Below are 15118 nucleotides of genomic sequence, written 5' to 3'. Positions count from 1 at the left end.
GCTGTCAGCCTTTCAGTAACCACAATCAGGGCTTAACAGAGCCTGGTGAACAGCTGGTTACGCCTGCGACCTTTCAAGTGAGACCTGATGGAAACGCGTTCAGACCCTCAAAAAGCCCCGCTCTGGCCGCTGCTGGCCTTCGGGCTTATCGCGATTATCGCGGCCTCATTGCGGGCTGGCCCCGCACTTGGCGGAGACCTGCTGGGCAATGACGACATGCTGCGCATGCAGCAGGTCCGCGACCTTCTGAGCGGCGATTCCGGCTGGTTCGATGTCGACCAGAAACGCCTGCTGACATCAGACGGCGGCGCGATGCATTGGTCGCGGCTGCCCGATCTTTTCATCGCAGGGATCGTGTTTCTGTTTCAGCCGCTGATTGGCCGCGCCTCTGCTGAAGGGCTGGCGGCGACGATCTGGCCCCTCCTGCAGCTCGGCTGGGTCCTGGCGGCGCTTGCTGTTTCACTTCGCCGTCTCGGCGCAACGCTCAGCGGCCAGCTTGCAGGCATGTTCTTCTTCTGCGTGTCCTTCGCCATCGTCAATTTCCTCCCAGGCCGCGTCGATCATCACGGGCTTGGCCTTGCTTTGACGCTGACGGCATTCGCCTGCCTCCTGTCCGAACGAAAGACGGGGCGATCCGCCATCATTGCGGGCCTCAGCGTCGCTGCCATGTTGACGGTCGCGATCGAAAATCTGCCTGCCGCAGCCTTCACGATCGGCGCCTTCGGCATGGCCTGGATCGTGCGCGGAGAAGCCGAGACAAACCGGCTTCGCTTCTTCGGGGCAACCCTCGTTGTCGCAACACTCGTCGCCTATATTTTCGACGCGCCGGGCGCGGGCGGCGAACGGGCCGTCTGCGATGCGCTTGGCCAGTCGCACTTTGTTGCGCTTCTGGTCGCCGGGGCTGGCATGTTCGCCATCGCGACCGCCATGCCAACCACCCGCAACTGGCGCAGCCGACTGATCCTGCTGGCCATTGCGGGGACCGCGGCTGCGATCAGCTTTGTCGTGGTCAATCCGGGATGTCTTGGCGACCCTTATGCCGGCATGCCGAAAGAGGTCCAGACGGGCTGGCTAAACCTTGTCGGGGAAGCGCGGTCTATGGGCGCCGTCTTCGCAGACAGTGTCGCCGATGGGCTCTTCTACTATGGTTTCGCCTTTGCCGGGCTTGGTTGCGCCATCTTCGCCCTGGTTACAGCTCCAATTGGGTTGCGCTTTGCCCGGGCGGCGCTGGTTGCGTTCTGTACGCTCGCCCTTCTGATCGCGATCTGGCAGCTGCGGGGCACAATTCTATCTCACGGCGCGGCTGTGATCGCGGCCGGACTGGTCTTCGGGGAGCTGTTCTCTCGCTGGTTCAACTCCCGTGGCACGCCGGCGGCGCTGGCGCTCTTTGCTGGGGCGCTCATCATATCGCCGATTGGCTGGCGTCTTCCCGGCCTCCTCGCGCCGCCGCCATCTGAGGACGCGCAGGCCGCCGCCGCTGCGGACTGCAAGTCTGCCGAAAGCTATCGCACGATCGCTGCCGCTCCTCGCATGATTGTCTTCACACCGATCGATCTTGGCGCGCCGCTCATCTATCATACCCGCCATTACGCAACCGCAGCGCCCTACCACCGAAATGCGCAAGCCATTCAGACCGCGATCAGCGTCTTCACCGGACCGACCGAAGAGGCACGCCAGAAGATTGCGCGGACGGGCGCCACGCACCTGCTTTACTGTCCAGGCCTCAACGAACTTGAAGGCTATGCCGAACGCGGACCTGACGGTTTTGCGGCTGATCTGAAAAAGGGCGATCTGCCAAACTGGCTGGTGCCTTTGAACACCGCCACACCGGCAGGAGACGGACCTGTCATCTACACGATTGCGTTCGACCGGAATTGACGCCCGCGCAGCTTTGCGGCAACGGGAAGCATGTCAAATCTAGATACACCAGAAAAAGTCGTCGATGCGCTGGAGCGCCTGTACCAGCAGGCCGTGAGCGCACTTACGTCAAGCCTTGAATCCTACCTCGCAAGCGGAACGGCGCCCGATGCAGACCTTCGGGTCTCTCGCGCCTTCTGCTATCCGGCCCTGATCATCCGCTATGACCCGGAAGGCCCGCCGCCGCCGATCTCGCGCGCATTCGGCAAAATGTCCGAAGCTGGCACCTATATCACCACCGTCACCCGGCCTGACTATTTCCGGCCCTATCTGCTGGAACAGCTAACGCCGCTGATGCGGGACTATCCGGTCGAGATCGAGGTCAAACCATCGGGCTCAGAAATCCCTTACGCCTATGTTTGGGACAAGGCGGATGCAGGTGGCCTCGATGAAGTCAGCCCGGCTGAGCTCGCGCGCTGGTTCCCGTCGCCGCATCTTGGCGCGATTGGCGATGAAGTCGCCGATGGCGAACTCTATGACCCTGGATCCCACCGGCCGCTCTCCCTGTTCGATGCCCCGCGCACGGACTTTTCACTAAAGCGCCTCGCGCACTACACCGGCACGCCGGTAGAGCACATGCAGCGCTATGTCCTGTTCACCAACTATCACCGCTATGTCGATGCGTTCTGCGACTGGGGCGTTGAACAGCTTCACAAAGGCTCGCGCTATACCGGCCTTTCGGTTGCAGGTGGCCTCCAGGTCGACGGCAATACACCTGACGCCAAAACCGCCATCGACGCGGCCCCATGGCGCCGCTTCCAGATGCCAGCCTATCACCTGATGGCCGAAGACCGCACGGGCATCACCCTCGTCAATATCGGCGTCGGGCCATCCAATGCGAAGACGATCACAGACCATCTGGCCGTGCTTCGTCCGGAATGCTGGCTGATGGTCGGCCATTGCGGCGGCCTTCGCCACTCCCAGCAGATTGGCGACTACGTCCTCGCCCACGCCTATCTGCGCGATGATCATGTGCTCGACGGTGTCCTGTCGCCAGACATTCCGGTTCCACCAATTGCCGAAGTGCAGATCGCGCTTCAGCAGGCTGCTGCCGATGTCACCGGCGAACAAGGCGACGCGCTCAAAAAACGCCTGCGCACTGGCACGGTCGTTACGACTGATGACCGCAACTGGGAGCTTCGCTTCACCGAGACGGCTCGCCGCTTCAACCAGTCACGCGCCATTGGCATCGACATGGAAAGCGCCACGATCGCGGCCAATGGCTATCGCCTCCGCGTGCCTTATGGCGTGTTGCTCTGCGTATCGGACAAGCCTCTGCACGGCGAGATCAAGCTGCCCGGCGCGGCCAATCGCTTCTATGAGCGTGCGATTGGAGAGCATATCCGCATCGGCATCGAAACGCTGGAGCGGCTCGCCCGTGATGGCGGCGCCGCGCTGCATTCGCGCAAGCTCCGCGCCTTCGACGAGCCACCTTTCCGCTAGGACCGGGTGGACGCCAAGTGCCCGCCACCCTAGCTGAGGGCAGGCAGGCAACAGGTGTGAGACAGAAGATTATGGATGACAGGATCAAACCGCTGGAAGGCGTCAGGAATTTCCGTGACTTTGGCGGATATGAAGGCGTGGATGGCGCCCGCATAAAGCCAGGCAAACTCTTCCGGTCTGGCCATTTCGGTGAAGCCTCCGAAAATGATCTTGCCGCCATCAACCTCTTCAACATCACGGTACAGGCCGATCTCCGCCGTCCGGATGAGCGTGAGCGCCACGGCGACAGATGGCCCGTGGCTGGTGTAAATCGCCTCTATTCAGACCTTGGGCGCGAAAAGGATGCGCCGCACGTCAACTTCCTGAAACAGGTCGCTGTCGATGCCGAAGCCTCGAAAGGCTGGATGCGGGATTACTACGTACAGGCGCCTTATCGCGACAATCTCATCTCGACCTATTCGGCCTGGTTCGACCACCTTTCGCAGATGCCCGACGATGAGGCCGGCCTCGTCAATTGCGCCGCCGGCAAAGACCGCACCGGCATCCTCTGCGCGCTCACGCACCATACCCTTGGAGTGTCGATGGACGACATCTTTGTCGATTATGAACTGACGAATGAGGCCGCTGACGTCGCAACGCGCCTTCCCGAGGCGCGCGACTATTTCAACGACCTGCTCTCAAAGTCATTCGACGCGGCCGTCTACCAGCCCTTCATTGGCGTGGAGCGACAATTCCTTGAGGCGGCGATTGGCTCGATCAAGGACCAGTCGGGCTCAATCGACGCCTATCTCGCAGGCAAGCTCGGCGTTGATGATGCCAAGCGCGAGGTGATCCGCCAGAAACTGCTGGTCTAGGGCCTAGAAGCTGAGCTCCAGGCCGACCAGAATCTCTTGTGGCTTGCCGGGGCGGAGGCCCGCCGGATCGATAGACGCGGCATAGACTTCGTCGAACAGGTTTTCCGCCTTGGCCCGCAGACGAATGCTCTCGGTCACATCATACCAGATGGATGCATCAGCGACCCAGCGGCTATCGATGCGCTCGCCAGCCGGAATAGCGCCCTGTCCGGCGCGCGCACGGGCTTCATCGACATAATTGCCAACGAGGTTTGCGCCCCAACGCGCTGCTTCCACGCCTGCTGAGATGGTCAGCTGGTGTTCTGGCACATAAGGCAATCTGTCGCCCGCAACCACATTGCCCCATGGCTCGTAGCTGCTTGCGAAATCTTCCTGAAACTCGGCATCCGTCCAGGTGTAAACCAGAGACAGAGGCAGGGAGAGCTCGGTATTCATCACGCTCGCCGCATCCCAGCCGGCCGTCAGCTCCAGACCTTTGACGTCGACTTCGCCGCCATCAAACTGGTCGCCAATGACGCAATTGCCGCCGGACGAGTTCGTGCAGACGCCCAGCAAGTTCGAGTAATCATTAAAATAGGCAATCGCTTCGACGTCGAAGGTGCCACTACTATAGCGTCCGCCAGCCTCGAAATTGATGCTTTCTTCAGCGTCGGACGTGGTGTTGCCAGGGCTTGCGATGGCAAACCCCTTATGGACGCCTGCGAGCAAGGTGAGGTCATCAGTTGCCTGATAGAGAACGCCAATACCCGGCACCACGACCTGGTCATCCAGCTTCCGGACCCGCGTCGGCCCCAAGGCGCGCGTCGGGTCAGCGGTACTGTAATCGGCCCGTGTCAGCTCATAATCTTCAATCCGCACACCGGGCGTGACCGTCAGGCGTCCCCAGCGGATCCGGTCTTCGATGAAGATCGCCACCGCGTCCCCACTGGATACACGGTTGGCCTGACTGCCCGGCACACCGGCATCTGTCAGGAACAGATCACCGCCTTCCAGACGATAGGCGTCTTCCTCCTGGAAGCGGTCCTCTTCATCCTGATGAAGGCGCACACCCACCGTGATGTCATGGTCCGCGCCTGCAAACCCGGTCTGCCAATTGAGGACCGACTGCACACCCTCGCTGGAATAGGCGCGGCGGTTTGCGCGCAGCACGATGGAATTGTCGAGGCTTGTCCGACCGGTGATGAGGTCGAACTCAGCCGAATAGGTGGTCGGGTCAGCGAGGATCGCCGAAATGCCGACATCGCCGGACGCCCCGAGACCTGCGGCGGAGACACCCTGCAGCTTGTACCAGTTGCGGTTGAAGTCATGGCTATAAGCGATGGTGGTGAGCGAGACCTCAGGCGAGAATTCGATCTTGTGGGTCAGCTGAAAGAGTTCGTTTTCGCCATTGAACTCATCGCCCCCGCTCGCATCATAGCGCCGGTATGGCGATGCTCTGAAATCATCCAGCGTCAGGCCGAGATAGGTCTCGTGCGAGGTTTCCTCGCGGCTCTGATATTTGAATTCCAGCGACTGCGGCAGCGCAGCATCCTCATTGTAGAGGCCGAACTTCAGGACAATGTCATCGGCGTCAAACCCGGTCGGGCCGCCGGAATCGAGCCGCTTGAAGCCGTCGCTTTCATCGTGAAACACTTCCAGCAGGCCGCCCGCCTCCAGTGTGCCAGCCACCTCCTCGCGTCCACCGACCCAGGCATGCACACGCTGGCGATCATCGGTGCCGAAAAAGGCTTGCCCGAAAGCAGAGAAATCGTCCGGGACGGGGGTCGAAAACAGGTTGATCGCGCCGCCCGTGGTGCGCGGCCCATAGCGCACTGCCGCTGGCCCCTTTGTCACCTCAATGGCGTGCATCCGGCCTGTTGTCGGGAAGTAATAGGCCGATGGAGACGCATATGGCGCTGGCGAAATCGGCACGCCGTCTTCCATCAGAACGATCCGCGAAGACCGGTCAGAACCTGACCCGCGCAGGCCGATATTCGGACGAAGGCCAAACCCGTCTTCCTCCTGAATGTTGACGCCGGGCACAGAGCGCAACACGCGCAGAACATCCGTTTGCGCCTGCGCCGACAGGTCAGCGTCAGAGAGGAATGACACTGAGCCTGCGACTTCTTTCGCATCGGCGGCGCTACTGGTCACCAGAACCGTGGACAGCAAGCGATAGGGATCATCGTCCCGCGTCTCTGGGGTGGAATCAGGCGACTGCGCGCCTGCGAAAGGCACAGCACAGGCGCCAAGAAGAAGTGAGATCAGTAATTTACGCGTCATTTTCCTGCGTCTGCCCGAAGCAGCCATCTAAGTGTGAATGAGAATTATTCTCGCCTAGCGACCCCAAATCTCAAACGCAAGTGACAATTACTCTCAATCTCAGAAGCGCGTTCCGTCGCGTCATGCAAAAGTGCATATTTACTTTAGGCCACGATGCCGCAGACTGCATGCCAGAGGTGCCATCAAAGAGCGCCCAGGGAGATTTTCGCATGCATCCACCCGTCACCACAGCTCCCGATTCCATGGTCGAGCCCACTATCGACCTTGGCGGCGCCCTTAACCGAAGGGGCCTTGCCTGGGCGATCTTCGAATGGGCCCGCAATCCCTATTATATCCTCGTTATCATCTATCTGTTCGCGCCCTATTTCGCGTCGATCATCGGGCAGAATTTGATCGCGAGTGGCGCAGTCGATGGCCTTGATGGCGCCGCCCAGCGCGCAGCGGCCAATGCCGAAGGCCAGGCGACGATTTCCGGTCTAGTGAAATATGCAGGCTTCATCGCCGCCTTCACAGCGCCCTTCCTGGGCGCCGCACTCGACCGGGGCGGGCGACGCAAACCACTGATGGTCGTCTTCCTCGGCCTGATGGCTGTGATGTCGTTTTCGCTTTACTGGGTCACGCCTGATGACACGGGCATGCCGATCTGGATGGGTATGACGGCGCTGGTGCTGGCCTCGGTCGGCTACACCTATTCAGAGGTGACCCACAATTCGATGCTGAACGTCAATGGGCGTCCGGGCTCGCTGCCCGCTATTTCGGGCCTCGGTCTGGCTTTGGGCAATCTGGCCGGCGCCATCCTGATGGCCGCCATCGTTTTCTCGTTCGCCTTGCCCGCGCTGACCGGCTGGCCATTCAGCGCCCCGCTATTTGGCGTGGATGTTGCCGCTGGCGAGCACCAGCGCCTTGTCGGGCCAATCTGTGCGATCTGGCTTGTTGTCTTCGTGGTCCCGTTCTTTCTCTACACCGAAGACGGCGGCACACCGGGCGCAAGCTGGAGCAAAGCGGCTCGCAATGGCGCGGTCGGTCTTTACCGGACGATCCGAAACGCCTCTGAGAACATCAATATCCTGAAATATCTTGGCGCCCGCATGCTGTATGCCGACGGTATGGCCGCGCTCCTTGCCTTGGGCGGGGTCTATATCGGCCTTTATCTGGAATGGAACGTCGTTGAGCTGTCGGCCTATGCCGTCCTGGCCTCACTCTTTGCCTTTGCTGGTGGCATTTTCGGGGGCTGGCTGGACGGTGTTGTCGGGCCCAAACGGGCGCTCATGATCGAGATTTCGGGTATGGTCGCGACGCTTGTCTATCAGCTGTCGATCACGCCGGACGCTATTTTCTATGGCCTGATCCCCGGCTTCACGATCTGGGACGGGCCAGTGTTCAACACGCTCTCGGATGTCGTCTACCTGTCCTCGGCCGCCTTCATCGCCGTCACGGCCACAGCCAGCATTTCGTCCAGCCGCTCAATGCTGGTCCATCTCGCCCCGTCACACCGCGTTGGCGAATTCTTTGGACTTTACGCCATCGCCGGCACCGTCACGGTCTGGCTGGGGCCATTGCTCGTGGAGCTTTTCACCAAATGGTCAGGCGACCAGCGGATCGGCATGAGCGCGATTGGCCTGCTTTTCATTCTTGGCTTTATTGTGCTGACAACCGTCCACTCACCGCACCATCCCGCGGTGGACGACGCACCTGACTGATCAATCGCGAATACGGGCGACGAAGTCAGTCCGGCGTGGGCGAAGATAGAACTTGTCTCTCAGCGTCTTATTGGTGGTGAAGAAATAGCCGAGCGTCGACTCATAGTCATATTCGACTTCCGAGAGGATCACGGACCCACCTGAAGGGATCAGGCCGTCTGGGACCTCAATTGTCTGACCATCGGAGTAGGCGGACATGTTCATGGCATCGCTCCACGCGACTCTCACCGTTCCGCCATCGTCATAGATGCTGGTCACGCGCAGCCGGGCATCGCCAATCGGGTTCGGCTGGAAGATCATACGGGACGCTTCAAAGATATCGCTGAGATCGTCATCGGTCACCGTCGAGGCCCGCGCGACCAGGTCCCCCAGGGCAGACGCCGAACTGGTCACCTTACGGTCGAGCACCATCATGAAAGACAGCTCGATACACGCGAAATAGATCAGGATCATGACCGGCGCGATGAGCGCAAATTCGATCGCCGAGACACCGCGATTGGCCTTACGAAGCAGGCGCGCCTTGTGGAAAATATTCTGCATCACCTAGTCCCCAAATGGCTCGTTGCGGAATACGACCGTCGACTGCAGGAGGCGGCGATTATTGCTGAGATTGGCAAGCGGCGCGCTCAGCACAGGCGTCATCAGGTCCCACGCATAGAAGGCGCGCACGACCACAATGTCATTTGCTCCGCCTGGATCAAACGCGAAATCGTCGGTGTTCATTTCGCCATCATCATCGATCGGGCTCGGATTGCCCGTCGCGGCAAAGCTGTCAAAGGTTTTGACGTCGAGCTGGATCTTGCCCTTGCACTCAAACAGCTCGAACACCTCAGAGCACAGAATGTCCTCAAAACCGTCGCGGTCAAAGCCATCAGCGCTTTGCAGCTGGCCGGTCCGAATGCCACGCGCGGCCTCATTGAGGCCATGCTCGAGAACCGACGACATGATGAAGATCACACAGATCTCCAGCAGGCCGAAAATCAGGAAGAAGAACGGCACAGCAATCATCGCGAATTCAACGGCCGCAACGCCGCGATTGTCCGCAGCCCAGGCCTTCAGCCTTTTGTGCAGATGCGGAGCAAATATTCCTGGCAGAATAAACGGGAACATGGAGGCCTTTCGCGCCGAGCGATCTTTATCAGCACACATCCTTAGCTCCGCTCGGTTGAGATCACGTTCAGCCCATAGGTGAAATTTGATGCTTCTGAGGCCGGACGTCAGCGTCTGCCTTTACCTTGCCACCTTGTTTGACCACATAGAGACGAGAAACATGCCAAGGTGATCTAGATGAGCCACAACCCCGTAAGGCCATGGCGGTCCATCGAACGGCGCAAATCGCGCAAGATTAATGTCGGTCCTGTCGAAGTCGGCGGCGACGCCCCTATCGCTGTGCAGACCATGACCAACACACCGACCGAAGATGCGAGCGCCACAATCGCGCAGATCGAGCGCGCCGCAGAGGCCGGGGCAGATATCGTGCGCGTCTCATGCCCGACGGTGGAATCTACCGCCGCCATGCCGGAAATCTGCCGCCTCAGCCCTGTCCCGATCGTGGCGGACATTCACTTTCACTATAAACGCGGGATCGAAGCGGCCGATGCAGGCGCGGCTTGCCTCCGGATCAATCCCGGCAATATCGGCTCGAAAGACCGCGTGCGCGAAGTCGTCAACGCCGCGCGCGCCAATGGCTGCTCGATCCGTATCGGCGTGAATGGCGGCTCGCTAGAGCGCCACCTGCTTGAAAAATACGGCGAGCCTTGCCCCGATGCGATGGTCGAAAGCGCGCTCGATCATGCTCGTATCCTCGATGATCTAGGCTTTCATGAGTACAAGATCTCGGTAAAGGCCTCGGACATGTTCCTGACGGTCGCCGCTTACCAGAAGCTCGCCGAGGTTACGGACGCGCCGCTGCACCTCGGGATTACCGAAGCGGGCGGCCTTCGCACCGGCACGGTGAAATCCGCCATCGGCATGGGCAATCTGCTCTGGATGGGCATTGGCGACACGATCCGCGTCTCGCTATCGGCAGACCCGGTCGAGGAAGTCAAAGTCGGCTTTGAAATGCTGAAATCGCTGGGCCTTCGCACGCGCGGCGTCAACATCGTCGCCTGCCCCAGCTGCGCGCGTCAGGGCTTTGACGTCATCAAGACGGTCGAAATCCTGGAAGACCGCCTCTCGCACATCACAGAGCCGATTTCACTGTCGATCATCGGCTGCGTCGTCAACGGGCCGGGCGAAGCTGCCCTCACCGATATGGGCTTTACCGGCGGCGGCAAGGAAAGCGGCATGATGTACGTCTCAGGCCGGCCTGACCACAAGGTCTCCAACGGCGACATGGTCGAGCATATCGTCCAGCAGGTCGAGGAAAAGGCCGAACGCCTGCGCGCCCAGCGCGAAGCTGAAGAGACAGTCGCGGCGCAATAAGGCCTAGTCGAAGAAACACTTCTCCGTGCCATCGCCCTGATTATAGCAGCGCGGGGTGTAGGAAATAGGCGGACGATAGGTCGGCTTCGGTACGGTGCCTCGGTAGCCCGCATTGGCGCTGCTTCGCTCAACCGGCTGGTTCCAGTTTCCATTGCCGTATTTCGCGACATATTCGGCATCGCGAACCTTCCGCACCCAGGCCTCGGTATTCGCACATCGACGGTCGGAAGGGCCGAAATTCTCGCACGCCCATTCGCGATCCTGCAGCGACCAGAGGCCCTCATTGTGCTTCCACCAGAGCGACAGATACGGTCCGCCATAGAGCAGCGCGTCTTCAAAGAAGCTGCGGTCACCCTCGACATCGGCCCCTGCGAGCAGAAGGCGCTGATTGCGTGACATAGACCCATAGGTCTGCTGCAGAGAGCCTCTTTCCTCCCAGTCGCAGCCAATCACGGAATTTGCCCAAGTCAGCATCTTACCTTCCGGCTTGATCGTCGGCGGGTAAGGGACCGTTGCGCGCTGGCCGGATTTGTACTTTTCGAGCTCAGCGGAATACGCCATCAGGCCGCCATAAGGCGCTGTATCAAATCTCGCAGGCTCACCGCATCCATCCTCTGCGCACTGCGCGAGCGCCCAGCGGACCCGTCCATCCATCGCTCCGGCGCGGCCCCGCTCCTGCCAGGCTTGAATCGCATAGGCCTGCAGATAGGTCAGCGCGTCACTGGCTGCCGCCGTGCCTGGCCTTGCGAAGACGGTCTGCATCTTCTGGTCGATCGCATTGTCCAGCAGCTCACCTTTCACGCAAACGCCCGTAGGAGCGGGCGGCGGCGGTGGCGGAGGCGCGGGCAGGCTGATGTCGCACTGGAGCGTCTCTTGCGCCCAGCTGACCATCGATGCGTCTGGCGCGGCCATGTCAGCCGTCAGTACGGCAGGCGCGTCGCGCATATCGGCCATGTAAAGCCGATTATGCCCGTTATACTTGGTCAGCCGCTCGAAAGCCGAGCCCTCCATCGGAACAGGCACACCGCAGGTCTTGTCATACTTGCAGAGGTCGAGCGTCGTTCTGACCCCGCTATCCTCCAGCGCCTTCAGACCCGCATCCCTCCAATACAGAATACCAAGCGCCTGCGTTTCTGCGAGGGCCTCATCGCTGGAGATATTCTGCGCCTTCATGCGGGCGCTGACCGACCCGGATGAGGTGTCGAAGGCAGACTTCAGATCATCGCCTTTCCAGCACCCTACCGCCTGCGCATCCGCAGACAGGGAGAGCCCTAATGACGACAGGCCAAGCATGGCCGCGCAAACGGCAAAGAGACGCATGATTTCCCCACATTTCAGGACTCTAAAGTCTGATAATATGAAAGAAATCGGGCGGATGTCACCCTACTTTTCGTGAGATTTTACGGCGTTCACCTACCAAGTTTTTCACATCGCGATGCCTCAATCAGGGCTGCCGCCAGATCATGGGTGTCCTGATCGGGCGCGAGCCGCCGGATCAAAGCGAGGCCTTTGCCGTCGATCTCCACTGTATTCAGACCATTGGCGGCATAGCCGCGGCCTTCTTCTATCGGCGGATTGCCCGGCGGGTAGGCGATGACACCTTCGAAGTCGCTTCCGTCCTGCAAGCTGGCAACGAAGACATTGTTCGTGCGGTCATCAAAAATCGACAGCGAACCATATGTCTGCGCTGTCGGGGCTGATAGCAGGACCGGGCCATCGGAGGTGTCGAAGCGGCAGATGGCATAGGAAAGATCCGGCGACGGGCGCACAACTGTCTGCGTCTCGGGCGTTATGCGCGGCGCGGCGGTCCACCCATTCAAGGCAATACCGCGATCGGCCATCCGCTCCATCGCCGTGGACATGATTTTCGCCGGGATGGAATTCAGCACCACCAGATGGGCAATGATCGCTGTGAGCACAAAGACGATAAGACCAATCAACCAGCGCATCAGACACCTCCCTCACACGAGAGACGCTCAATCCTGGGCGGTCTCAGCGCTGCGGCGGGATCATCCAGCAAAGCATCCGTTGGCAGATAGAGGCGCAGCGTAAGGTCAAACACATCCGCCGCCTTGCTCGAGACCCATTGGCGCTTTGGCCCTGTCCCCTTCGCCGGGCTGATCGTGAAAGACCAGTCGCCCGCATCACCAAGGTCAGCCGCATCTGTGGCATCAAAGGAAAGCGCGCCATCGGTATTCATCGGCAGACGGCTATCGCGATCATACAGCGTGATTGACCACCACTCCGCCGGAAGCGCGCCGGCACTGACGCGATATGTGCAGGCTTCAGTGAGGGCGCGGCCCTCATCATCGACGGCGCGGTTAAAGTAGACCGCCTCCTCCTTTCGCAAGGCCAGCAGACCGACGCGCGCAATCCTGGCGCGGACATAAGGATTGGCCGCCTCAGACCCGATTGACCAGTCGCTGGACCAGTCATCAACTTTGATCGAGTCGCCAATGCGCAGGCCGCCCGACAGCAAGCCGCCCATCCAGAGCGCTGACACAGCGCCTATGGCCGTGCCACAAACCGCAGCAATCAACGAGATCAGCAATATACGCATGTCAGCCCCCCTCCCCGGAACGCCCAGGCCTGACTGCCGGAAAATGCCACGATAACAGTGCCTGCATGTCGGCGCTATCAAGAAACGGTGAACGGCTTGATTAAGGGTGGGCGGCCTGCCGCCCGGCTGCTATGTCTCTGGCCCACAGGAGTACATTCATGGGTCTCGTCCTGAACATTGTCGGCTGGATCGTCCGACTTGCCGTCGTGCTGGTCATCCTTGCACTGATGTCGAGCTGCACGATGCTCGGCCTCAATTATGCCAGTCTCGACACAGAGAACAAACCAGAGGCCCGCCCCGCCATCACGGCTGAAACGCTTGGCGAATGGGAGTCCGGCCGCGCCGACCTGCTGAAGACATTCGAGACCGTCGAATATGGCCCCTGGCCCTCAGGTCTGGCGGTAGAGCTCGTCGACCGGCGCATGATCGATCCGGACCTTGCCAATGGTGCCGGCACCTTGGAAGAGCTCACGATCCGCGTTGGCAGCGGTGAAGGCGCCCGCATTTTCCATGTCGCGCTGGCCCTGCCGTCGGGCAATGGCAAGTCGCCGCTGATCATCAGCCAGAGCTTCTCGAGCAATTGCGAAGCCTTTCCAGGCCAGCCGCTAACGGCGCCTGATGGCGGCAGCTGCGAAGACCACGACACGATGCCGGGCTTTGTCTCTTCGATTTTCGGCGAGTTCATCGCTCTGGTTCCGGCCGACCAGTATTTTGCGCGCGGCTATGGTTATGCAAGCTGGCTCGCCGGTGAATTGATCCCGGATCGCGATGGCGACGCGCAAAGGATCATGTCAGCGATGACGGGCGAGGGCGTCACCTCGCCGACAGGGGCAGTGGCCGGGTGGGGGGCAGGCATATCGGCAGTCATTGATGTGCTGGAACAAGACCCATCCATCGATCAGGACAGGATCGCTGCGCTTGGCCATTCGCGTCATGGAAAGTCCGTGATTGTGGCCGGCGTCTATGACCGGCGGATAAGCGCCGTGATCGCGCATCAGTCCGGCTTTGGCGGCGCCGCCTCCTCGCGCTCAACGACCGGCGAGACCGTCAAACGCATGATCCATGGTGCGCGCGCCTTCGGCGTCATCAAGCTTGATGGCTATCCGCACTGGTTCGATCAGACCTTCGTGGACTACGCCAATCACACCGAAGATTTGCCCGTCGATCAGCACCAGTATCTGGCCCTCCTCGCCCCAACGCCCGTTTTCCTCGGCAATGGCCGGCGCGATGTCTGGTCAGACCCCAATTCCACCTATCGAATGGCCGAAGGCGCCGACCGCGTTTACGAGCTTTACGGCACCGATGGGCTCGACCAGTCCGGTATGCAGGACTTCAACCCAGCAGCGGCGATCAGCTACTATATCCGCCCGGGCGGACACAGCATCACCCAGCAGGACATCACCGCCTTCATGGATTTTCTGGACGCCGCCCTGCCCCAGAGGAATGAGGTGCCCGGCGAACCGAATAAGGCTAATGTCTCCCCATAATCATATTGGGGGAAAGCCAAATGCCATTTCAAACCGAAGACCTGCTGCCCGTCCTGGCGCTGATCGTCTGGACGCTCATCATATTCGTCTGGATGTATCTGACGCGCATTCCGGCCTTCGCAAAAGCCGGCATCAACCCTGACGATGCGCGCCACCCGGACGCAGGCTACAATTCCAAGATCCCCGCAAACGTCCGCTCCATTGCGGACAATTACAATCACCTGCATGAGCAGCCGACACTCTTCTACGCGCTGGTCTTCTTCGCAGCGCTGACCGGCGGCGGCGACAATATCTTCATGTATCTGGCCTGGGCCTATGTCCTGCTTCGCGTCATCCACTCTCTGGTGCAGATCCTGTCCTCCAAGGTCACCAACCGCTTTCTGGTCTTTGCGATCAGCACGCTGGTTCTCATGGTGATGGCCGGCAAGGAAGTGATCCGCGTCCTCACAAGTCCGGGTATCGCGGGCTAAG

At 60.4% G+C, this 15118-nt stretch carries 14 protein-coding genes; 8 read left to right on the top strand and 6 right to left on the bottom strand.

Going from position 1 to position 15118, the window contains the following annotated elements:
- The first annotated feature begins 87 nt into the window (after positions 1-87).
- From B8783_RS15445 to B8783_RS15435, 3 genes are read left to right on the top strand one after another with little or no spacing between them, the layout of a single operon-like run.
- A complete protein-coding gene (locus B8783_RS15445) occupies positions 88-1878 on the top strand; it encodes a hypothetical protein (protein WP_084420974.1) in 1791 nt (596 codons plus the stop codon).
- 30 nt (positions 1879-1908) lie between these two features.
- Positions 1909-3360 carry an AMP nucleosidase gene (locus B8783_RS15440; RefSeq protein ID WP_084420973.1) on the top strand — a complete coding sequence of 484 codons (1452 nt, stop codon included), beginning with the start codon at positions 1909-1911 and terminating at the stop codon, positions 3358-3360.
- 56 nt (positions 3361-3416) lie between these two features.
- Entirely contained in the window at positions 3417-4214 is a 798-nt protein-coding gene (locus B8783_RS15435) for a tyrosine-protein phosphatase (RefSeq protein ID WP_233355819.1), read from the top strand.
- Between the two features lie 3 nt (positions 4215-4217).
- Here B8783_RS15435 and B8783_RS15430 read toward each other — a convergent pair whose 3' ends face one another.
- Positions 4218-6476, bottom strand: coding sequence for a TonB-dependent receptor family protein (locus B8783_RS15430; RefSeq protein ID WP_169711818.1), 2259 nt, complete (start codon positions 6474-6476; stop codon positions 4218-4220).
- 209 nt (positions 6477-6685) lie between these two features.
- Here B8783_RS15430 and B8783_RS15425 point away from each other — a divergent pair, with 209 nt between their 5' ends.
- Positions 6686-8176 carry an MFS transporter gene (locus B8783_RS15425; RefSeq protein WP_084422139.1) on the top strand — a complete coding sequence of 497 codons (1491 nt, stop codon included), beginning with the start codon at positions 6686-6688 and terminating at the stop codon, positions 8174-8176.
- Here the strand turns inward: B8783_RS15425 and B8783_RS15420 are convergent, their stop codons facing one another.
- Positions 8177-8716 (bottom strand): TadE/TadG family type IV pilus assembly protein, encoded by a 540-nt coding sequence (locus B8783_RS15420; protein WP_084420970.1) that lies wholly within the window; start codon positions 8714-8716, stop codon positions 8177-8179.
- A 3-nt stretch (positions 8717-8719) separates the two neighbouring features.
- The gene (locus B8783_RS15415) at positions 8720-9325 is read right to left on the bottom strand and encodes a TadE/TadG family type IV pilus assembly protein (RefSeq protein WP_233355818.1); all 606 of its coding nucleotides are present in this window, start codon (positions 9323-9325) and stop codon (positions 8720-8722) included.
- Between the two features lie 138 nt (positions 9326-9463).
- Here B8783_RS15415 and ispG point away from each other — a divergent pair, with 138 nt between their 5' ends.
- Complete coding sequence (ispG, locus tag B8783_RS15410) at positions 9464-10600, top strand: flavodoxin-dependent (E)-4-hydroxy-3-methylbut-2-enyl-diphosphate synthase (RefSeq protein ID WP_084420969.1); 1137 nt, start codon at positions 9464-9466, stop codon at positions 10598-10600.
- A 3-nt stretch (positions 10601-10603) separates the two neighbouring features.
- On the opposite strand, the gene B8783_RS18875 is transcribed toward ispG, so the two are convergent.
- Positions 10604-11161, bottom strand: coding sequence for a hypothetical protein (locus tag B8783_RS18875; RefSeq protein ID WP_407646324.1), 558 nt, complete (start codon positions 11159-11161; stop codon positions 10604-10606).
- Between the two features lie 172 nt (positions 11162-11333).
- On the opposite strand from B8783_RS18875, the gene B8783_RS18870 reads away from it, so the two are divergent.
- Positions 11334-11558, top strand: coding sequence for a hypothetical protein (locus tag B8783_RS18870; RefSeq protein ID WP_407646323.1), 225 nt, complete (start codon positions 11334-11336; stop codon positions 11556-11558).
- 451 nt (positions 11559-12009) lie between these two features.
- Here the strand turns inward: B8783_RS18870 and B8783_RS15400 are convergent, their stop codons facing one another.
- Positions 12010-12549: a DUF1254 domain-containing protein gene (locus B8783_RS15400; protein WP_084420967.1), complete on the bottom strand. Its 540-nt coding sequence runs from the start codon at positions 12547-12549 to the stop codon at positions 12010-12012.
- Entirely contained in the window at positions 12549-13160 is a 612-nt protein-coding gene (locus B8783_RS15395; protein WP_084420966.1) for a DUF1214 domain-containing protein, read from the bottom strand. The genes B8783_RS15400 and B8783_RS15395 overlap by 1 nt, the downstream gene beginning before the upstream one ends.
- Positions 13161-13318: 158 nt before the next feature.
- On the opposite strand from B8783_RS15395, the gene B8783_RS15390 reads away from it, so the two are divergent.
- Positions 13319-14647: a glucuronyl esterase domain-containing protein gene (locus tag B8783_RS15390; RefSeq protein ID WP_084420965.1), complete on the top strand. Its 1329-nt coding sequence runs from the start codon at positions 13319-13321 to the stop codon at positions 14645-14647.
- Positions 14648-14667: 20 nt separating this feature from the next.
- Positions 14668-15117 carry an MAPEG family protein gene (locus B8783_RS15385; protein WP_084420964.1) on the top strand — a complete coding sequence of 150 codons (450 nt, stop codon included), beginning with the start codon at positions 14668-14670 and terminating at the stop codon, positions 15115-15117.
- The last annotated feature ends 1 nt before the right edge of the window (position 15118 follow it).

It is taken from the genome of Henriciella litoralis, assembly GCF_002088935.1.
Lineage (GTDB): Bacteria > Pseudomonadota > Alphaproteobacteria > Caulobacterales > Hyphomonadaceae > Henriciella > Henriciella litoralis.
The sequence above is the reverse complement of the archived record's forward strand: the minus strand, read 5'-3'. Positions and strand labels throughout refer to the sequence as shown.

What these genes read in the sequence shown, in the direction of transcription:
- B8783_RS15395 (WP_084420966.1), bottom strand. Translation starts at nt 13,160, where the DNA reads ATGCGTATATTGCTGATCTCGTTGATTGCTGCGGTTTGTGGCACGGCC.
- B8783_RS15415 (WP_233355818.1), bottom strand. Translation starts at nt 9,325, where the DNA reads ATGTGTGCTGATAAAGATCGCTCGGCGCGAAAGGCCTCCATGTTCCCG.
- B8783_RS15445 (WP_084420974.1), top strand. Translation starts at nt 88, where the DNA reads ATGGAAACGCGTTCAGACCCTCAAAAAGCCCCGCTCTGGCCGCTGCTG.
- B8783_RS15390 (WP_084420965.1), top strand. Translation starts at nt 13,319, where the DNA reads ATGGGTCTCGTCCTGAACATTGTCGGCTGGATCGTCCGACTTGCCGTC.
- B8783_RS15400 (WP_084420967.1), bottom strand. Translation starts at nt 12,549, where the DNA reads ATGCGCTGGTTGATTGGTCTTATCGTCTTTGTGCTCACAGCGATCATT.
- ispG (WP_084420969.1), top strand. Translation starts at nt 9,464, where the DNA reads ATGAGCCACAACCCCGTAAGGCCATGGCGGTCCATCGAACGGCGCAAA.
- B8783_RS15430 (WP_169711818.1), bottom strand. Translation starts at nt 6,476, where the DNA reads ATGACGCGTAAATTACTGATCTCACTTCTTCTTGGCGCCTGTGCTGTG.
- B8783_RS15425 (WP_084422139.1), top strand. Translation starts at nt 6,686, where the DNA reads ATGCATCCACCCGTCACCACAGCTCCCGATTCCATGGTCGAGCCCACT.
- B8783_RS15385 (WP_084420964.1), top strand. Translation starts at nt 14,668, where the DNA reads ATGCCATTTCAAACCGAAGACCTGCTGCCCGTCCTGGCGCTGATCGTC.
- B8783_RS15420 (WP_084420970.1), bottom strand. Translation starts at nt 8,716, where the DNA reads ATGCAGAATATTTTCCACAAGGCGCGCCTGCTTCGTAAGGCCAATCGC.
- B8783_RS18875 (WP_407646324.1), bottom strand. Translation starts at nt 11,161, where the DNA reads ATGGCGTATTCCGCTGAGCTCGAAAAGTACAAATCCGGCCAGCGCGCA.
- B8783_RS15440 (WP_084420973.1), top strand. Translation starts at nt 1,909, where the DNA reads ATGTCAAATCTAGATACACCAGAAAAAGTCGTCGATGCGCTGGAGCGC.